This window comes from Moorena sp. SIO1F2, from assembly GCF_010672755.1.
GTDB lineage: Bacteria > Cyanobacteriota > Cyanobacteriia > Cyanobacteriales > Coleofasciculaceae > Moorena.
This window is the reverse complement of sequence record NZ_JAAHFV010000380.1, coordinates 1-6,006: the sequence shown is the minus strand read 5'-3', so window position 1 is coordinate 6,006 and position 6,006 is coordinate 1. Positions and strand designations below refer to the sequence as shown.

Sequence of the window (6,006 nt, the reverse complement as noted above, 5' to 3'; positions counted from 1 at the left end):
TCCAGGGGTAAATTGTCCCTGGTGCAACCGAGGCTATATCCCTGCCCTTGTGTTTGTTACAGAGAGTACAAGATAACGCTAAATTGGATTAATTACTAACAGTAACGAGCTGTATAGACCAAATAGCCGGTCGGGACTTCCTGGGATTCTGTTAGCATCAAAAAACCCCCTTAACGGGGGCTGTTCAGAGGTAAACTTGAGGGAGTTTGGTCGGTAGTTAGATATTATATATTTTGAAATTGTTTAGGTTTAGGACTTGATTTTGGTCAAGAATTTATTGTATAATTATGACCTGCTCTTCAGATGATACCGCCTTAATTGCCAGGATGCGGCGAGGCATTTTGGGTTGAGTTGGGAGTAATTCAGTGACCAGTCACCAGTGATCAGATGATTGTAACGGGCGGTGAGCAGGGGCTGAGTTCACCGCCCTGTGCTATATCCCTACTAATTCGGGATCTTTAGCAAAACATATTACCGATGGCACGATAGGTTTCTTTCCCGACAATCCCATCTACAATCAAGTAGTCAGGATTAGATTTGCCCTGGTAGTTGTAGTCGCTTTGGAAATTCCTTACTGCCTGTTCTGTTTGGGGGCCAAACTGTCCGTCAAAAACCAAAGAATAGCCCATGTAGCAAATTAATAACTGCTGGAGAAAGCGGACAGCTTCACCGGCTTTTCCCTTTTTCAAAACTGGTAGGTGGGTGACGTAAGCAGCGTTAGCCTGACTAGTTACTTCAGAACCATTAGCTAGTGCAGAACCATTAGCTGGTGCAGAACCATTAGCTAGTGCAGAACCATTAGCTAGTGCAGATTTAGAATTGATAGTGTTAGTTAGCATGATGGATTTCTTTTCCTTAATGATTTGACGTTTACGATGGAATACCTTTTCAGGTTTCGACATTGGACAAAGTTTTTATTCTCTGTCTTTTGTCTCTACACCCTTAAGACGATCTCAAAACCCTATTTTGGAATTTTTCGAGTTAGCACCAATTTTTTGATCTCAACTCACCCCATTCAAACCCATTTCAAAGCCCAAAACCCTTTTAAAACCTAACTTTTAGCCGTTTCAGTGTGTTGGGGTAAAAAGCTCGGAGCCGCTACCCGAACCCATTACTGATAGCAAAAAAGGTGCGTTACACGTTGTTAACGCACCCGACAAGATCAGGCATTAGTCCAAAGAGCGCTTCGCGATTTACCGTCTACGCGAACGCACTAATTTGGGATCTTTAGCAAAACATATTACCGATGGCACGATAGGTTTCTTTCCCGACAATCCCATCTACAATCAAGTAGTCAGGATTAGATTTGCCGAAGTAGTTGTAGTTGCTTTGGAAATCCCTTACTGCCTGTTCTGTTTGGGAGCCAAACTGTCCGTCAAGAACCAAATAATAGACCGTGTAGCAATTTAAGAACTGCTGGAGAAAGCGGACAGCTTCACCGGCTGTTCCCTTTTTCAAAACTGGTAGGTGGGTGACGTAAGCAGCGTTAGCCTGACTAGTTACTTGAGAACCATTAGCTAGTACAGAGTTAGAATTGATAGTGTTAGTTGCCATGAGGGATTTCTTTTCCTTAATGATTTGACGTTTACGATGGAATACCTTTTCAGGTTTCGACATTGGACAAAGTTTTTATTCTCTGTCTTTTGTCTCTACACCCTTAAGACGATCTCAAAACCCAATTTTGGAATTTTTCGAGTTAGCACCAATTTTTTGATCTCAACTCACCCCATTAACCCCACTTCAAAGCTCAAAACCCTTTTTTAACCTAACTTGTAGCCGTTTCAGTGTGTTTGTTGAGAAAGCGATGCTCGGTACGAGCTGCTACGCGATGCTCGGTACGAGCCGCTACGCGATGCTCGGTACGAGCCGCTACGCGAACGCATTACTGATAGCAAAACAGGTGCGCTACACTTTTTAACGCACCATACAAGATAGGCGATTAGCCCAAAAAGCTAGCGCTTCGCCATTGACCATAGGTCACGCTACGCGAACACACTGCACTATCTCCCTATCTCCCTAAAAAAAAATCGGTCAAGTTTGGGTTAACCCCAATCCTTGACCGAATTCTGTACTTTAACGTTCCACAAATACAGCTGAGCTGCACTCAACTATCGATAATTTCAGATCAACTATGACATGATTCCCGAGTTAGTCAGCAACTACTGGAAAGCAATAACATTCCAACTCATTTTGCTTGATGCTGCTTCATATTCCTCCACAAAACATCCTTCGCCAGTCCTGATTTGCCAGGGGGCAACCCTGGCAAAATCCTATCTTAATCTACGTAAAAATATCGAATCAAAAAGGTCATAACCTCACCAGGTTTTCCCGTCGGCTCCGGAGTGCTCCACTCGTCTGGTTCCGCATACTTAAGGGAATAAATGGCATTAATTGTTTTGCGAACCTTTTCAGGAGAACCGATCAAAAAGAGCTTGGCTTTCTTGGGTTTAGGACTTTGGTTGTCGGAAGGAGGAAAATTGTTACTCATCTGAAATTATGGATTGATTTTGTGGACATCATTAATGTATTAATAAGTTAATCGTTTGTCAAGGGGTTTAGAAATTTTTTTTATTAAGAAATCGGGAATCGGCAAAATGAAGAATGAAGAATGAAGAATGAAGAATGGAGAATGAAGAATGAAGAATGGAGACTGAAGAATGAAGAATGGAGAATGAAGAATGGAGACTGAAGAATGGAGACTGAAGACTGAACTAATTCTAAATTAGAATTTATAAATTATAAAAGTGCGATTGACCTACGGTCACGCTACGCGATCGCAAAAATGATTTGTGGTGGGAACCCCTGTGAGATCTCCCCATCTCCCCCTCTCCCCACACTTCCCACCCTCCCCACTTTTGCCTTTTGACTTCTGACTTCTAACTTCTGACTTGCGCGTAGCGCTATAATTGATTCAGTCAGTTTCAGTAAATCCCTGTCCCACATTCATCTAGCTATTGATCAGGCAGTATTCCATCGGACCATCCTGTCGGCGGAATGCTAAAAAAAGCACTACCCCCATCACTCCTCTAAACAAAATCTAATGTCTGGTAACTCACCCCCACTGATTCAAACCCTGACCCCAGACCGTTGGGCAGGGTGGAGCATGGACTTTATCGGGGCAGGCTATATCGCTTTATTTGTCAAAAATGGTCGGTGTGTGCGGGTATGGAAACCAGGGCGTCATGTCAGCTTTGCCCTACCCTGGCTAGAAAAATGTGAACTGCTCCTAGTAGACAGCAAACTCCGGCACTTGCCCATTACCTCTCAGGGAGACTTTCTATCCCGGGATCAGTATCTTGTCAATGTCTCTTTGAATGTAATGTATCAAGTCGTAGATGCCAAACGAGTTGCCCTAGAAATATCTGACCCCATTGCTGCCCTAACTAGTGCCGTTAAAGATAGTTTAGGAGTAGCAATTAGTCACCTGAGGATGGAACAGTTAACCAATCAGGGACGAGTAGAAGTCCGACAATACGTTCTCGACCATGTTGACGTTTACTATACCGTAGGCTTTTCCATCGAAGATGTGCGAGTCAGTGACATCAGCTTTCCTAACACACGGGGGATAATTCGTCAAGTCGAAGGGATGAGTGCTCGACAGGAAGCAGAACATGAAGCCGTCCTAAAAATGCAGATTGCCAATGCTGGTCGCCCAGAACTCTCCCCACCACCAATCCAGCAAGTCAATATCCTCCCTGGTGGAGAAGCTAACTCTAAACACGCCATTGTCAATCAAGAAGTACCTAGGGCTACAATTCCAGACGAATCAGCCGCCACACCCAGTCTGCCGATTCGCGATCAACCAGTACTTGCCCCAACCGTACTTTTTTCCAATCCTACCCCACCAAGCAAGGGGCGTTTAGTAAACCCTTCATCCGGTACCATCATTGTTTTGTCTGCTAATCCTTTCACCATTGGCAGAGAACCCACGAACACCCTAGTGTTAGAAGATGCGATGTGTTCTCGCAACCATGCCCAAATTCTCCAAATTCCAGAGCCTCAGGACAAAGTGCGCTATCAAATCATTGATGTTGGTAGTTCCAATGGTACTTTTGTGGACCAACAGCGGCTTACCTCCCATCAACCCTTTTGGCTCAGTGCAGGAAATGTGATCCAGATTGGTAATCAGGAATGGACTTTCCAGTTACCTTGAGCAGTTGATCCGCATCTAATACTCTACGAGGCAGCATGACCGTAAACGTAGTGCCAACACTGACATCACTGTTTAGACTAATTGTCCCGCCATGGATATCGACACATTTTTTGACAATAGCTAACCCCAGTCCAGTACCAGAAATATTTTCTACATTCGAGCCATGACCGGAACATATTCTTCCCCAATATGGGAGTTGAGTCCTGATCAATAAAACTCCTGACAAAGCTTAACATTAACCGACATCTTGCCTTAGACTTAAAGAGTAGCTCTTTGGAGAACGATGTCAGTCAACTATGTTCCACCAAGAGTCGCTGCTCAAAGACTTGGAGTTTCAACGAGAACTCTCGAAAGATGGCTCGAAGCTGGGAAAATCAAAGGGATCAAGACGCCGGGAGGTCAAAGAAGATACGACTTGGATTCAGTTGTCTCTATTCGACCAGCCAAACCAAAAAGAGACATCATCTTATATGCCAGAGTTTCAAGCCGCTCTCAAAAGAGTGACCTTGAACAACAAGTACGCTTTCTTAAGTCTCGTTACCCCGGTTGTGAAGTCATCTTTGACATCGGGTCAGGACTCAACTTCAAAAGATTTGGACTACAATCCTTACTGGACAGAGTTCTCAGCAACACTTGCGAGCTTATTGTCGTTGCCCACAAAGATCGGCTTTGCCGCTTTGGGTTCGATCTTATCTCATGGCTGTGCGGCAAATTTGAGACAAAGATACTGGTTCTCGACGAAACGCACCTCAGCCCAGAACAGGAAATGGTCGAAGATATCCTTGCAATCCTCCACGTCTTTAGTTGCCGACTCTATGGACTCAGGAAGTACAAAAAACGAATCCTTGATGACAGCGAGTTACCGAGTTTATCCAGTAAAGGAACTTGAGAAGATCTGGAAGAAGTGGGTTGCAGCCTCTCGAAAGGTCTACAACATATCTATTGATTATCTAAACAGAGAACAAGGCTATGTTAAGACTACCAAGAAGGGAGGGAAGCACGGATTTAGGACTTTTTTAAAAAGTTCTGGATTAATTCCTCAATGGTGCATTGATCTAGGTATATCAAAACTTTTAGACAATGCGTCAATGGAAGCTTACACCGCCTGGAAGGAGACGAAAAAACAGCCACAGTACATTGGTATTGGGAAAAAAAGAAAACTTAACCCTGACAGGGGAAGAAAACTAGCCAGGTTTAGGAGTATTCGAGATCAAACCGCTACTCTACAGTTCGATCCTACAGCCTATAAAAATGGCCACTGGATGGTTTCGTCTACAAAACATCTACCATTACCAGAATTCAAGGGACACAACTATTGTGTACTGACTAACGGATCTACTGAATTGACCTTCAACAAAGGTAGGTGGTTTGCTCACTTCCCTGTGCCTCTAAGGACTGAACCAACAATAACCGAGAAAATTATTGCCTTAGATCCGGGCGTCCGCACTTTCGTAACAGGATTTGATGGTTCGGATTTTTTAGAGTTCGGAAATGGTGATTTTAGCAAGTACGCCCACGCTTTGTAGTCATCTCGACCAAATAAAGTCAAAGCATGACAAAGTCAAAGGGAGGAAATTCAAGAGGCTACGTTACAAGCTCAGGAAAGCCATGGAACGCCAACGGACTAGAATAAAAAACCTGCGTTCTGAGATTCATAAACAAGTAGCGTCTTATCTAGCCAGAAACTACGACATTATTGTTCTGCCTACTTTTGAGACTTCTCAGATGGTAGCTAAAAAGAGGAGGAAGTTAAGGAGTAAAACTGCTCGCGCGATGATGAGTTGGGCATTCTACCAATTCTCGCAGACTTTAGGGCATTTGTGTAACCGGTACGGTTCCAAACTCGTGAGAAA

The 6,006-nt window shown here is 43.9% G+C and carries 7 protein-coding genes and 2 pseudogenes; 4 read left to right on the top strand and 5 right to left on the bottom strand.

Annotated elements, in window-relative coordinates; translation table 11 throughout:
- Positions 1-458 precede the first annotated feature (458 nt).
- From F6J94_RS28750 to F6J94_RS28735, 4 genes are all read right to left on the bottom strand, one after another.
- Positions 459-902 carry a peptidoglycan-binding domain-containing protein gene (locus F6J94_RS28750; protein WP_229415272.1) on the bottom strand — a complete coding sequence of 148 codons (444 nt, stop codon included), beginning with the start codon at positions 900-902 and terminating at the stop codon, positions 459-461.
- A 325-nt stretch (positions 903-1,227) separates the two neighbouring features.
- Positions 1,228-1,617: a peptidoglycan-binding domain-containing protein gene (locus F6J94_RS28745; protein WP_293046681.1), complete on the bottom strand. Its 390-nt coding sequence runs from the start codon at positions 1,615-1,617 to the stop codon at positions 1,228-1,230.
- Positions 1,618-2,275: 658 nt separating this feature from the next.
- Positions 2,276-2,488: a hypothetical protein gene (locus tag F6J94_RS28740; RefSeq protein ID WP_293025358.1), complete on the bottom strand. Its 213-nt coding sequence runs from the start codon at positions 2,486-2,488 to the stop codon at positions 2,276-2,278.
- Positions 2,489-2,766: 278 nt separating this feature from the next.
- On the bottom strand, positions 2,767-2,943 hold the full coding sequence (locus F6J94_RS28735; RefSeq protein ID WP_293046679.1) for a hypothetical protein: 177 nt from the start codon (positions 2,941-2,943) through the stop codon (positions 2,767-2,769).
- 97 nt (positions 2,944-3,040) lie between these two features.
- Here F6J94_RS28735 and F6J94_RS28730 point away from each other — a divergent pair, with 97 nt between their 5' ends.
- Positions 3,041-4,153, top strand: a complete 1,113-nt coding sequence (locus F6J94_RS28730) for an FHA domain-containing protein (protein ID WP_293046676.1) — start codon at positions 3,041-3,043, stop codon at positions 4,151-4,153.
- On the opposite strand, the pseudogene F6J94_RS28725 reads toward F6J94_RS28730, so the two are convergent.
- A pseudogene (locus F6J94_RS28725) lies at positions 4,095-4,316 on the bottom strand (ATP-binding protein); the annotation flags it as partial. The gene F6J94_RS28730 and the pseudogene F6J94_RS28725 overlap by 59 nt on opposite strands.
- Positions 4,317-4,436: 120 nt before the next feature.
- Here F6J94_RS28725 and F6J94_RS28720 point away from each other — a divergent pair.
- From F6J94_RS28720 to F6J94_RS28710, 3 genes and pseudogenes are all read left to right on the top strand, one after another.
- On the top strand, positions 4,437-5,042 hold the full coding sequence (locus tag F6J94_RS28720) for an IS607 family transposase (RefSeq protein ID WP_293046674.1): 606 nt from the start codon (positions 4,437-4,439) through the stop codon (positions 5,040-5,042).
- Positions 5,002-5,679 (top strand): hypothetical protein, encoded by a 678-nt coding sequence (locus tag F6J94_RS28715; protein ID WP_293046672.1) that lies wholly within the window; start codon positions 5,002-5,004, stop codon positions 5,677-5,679. The genes F6J94_RS28720 and F6J94_RS28715 overlap by 41 nt, the downstream gene beginning before the upstream one ends.
- Before the next feature lie 82 nt (positions 5,680-5,761).
- A pseudogene (locus tag F6J94_RS28710) lies at positions 5,762-6,006 on the top strand (RNA-guided endonuclease TnpB family protein); the annotation flags it as partial.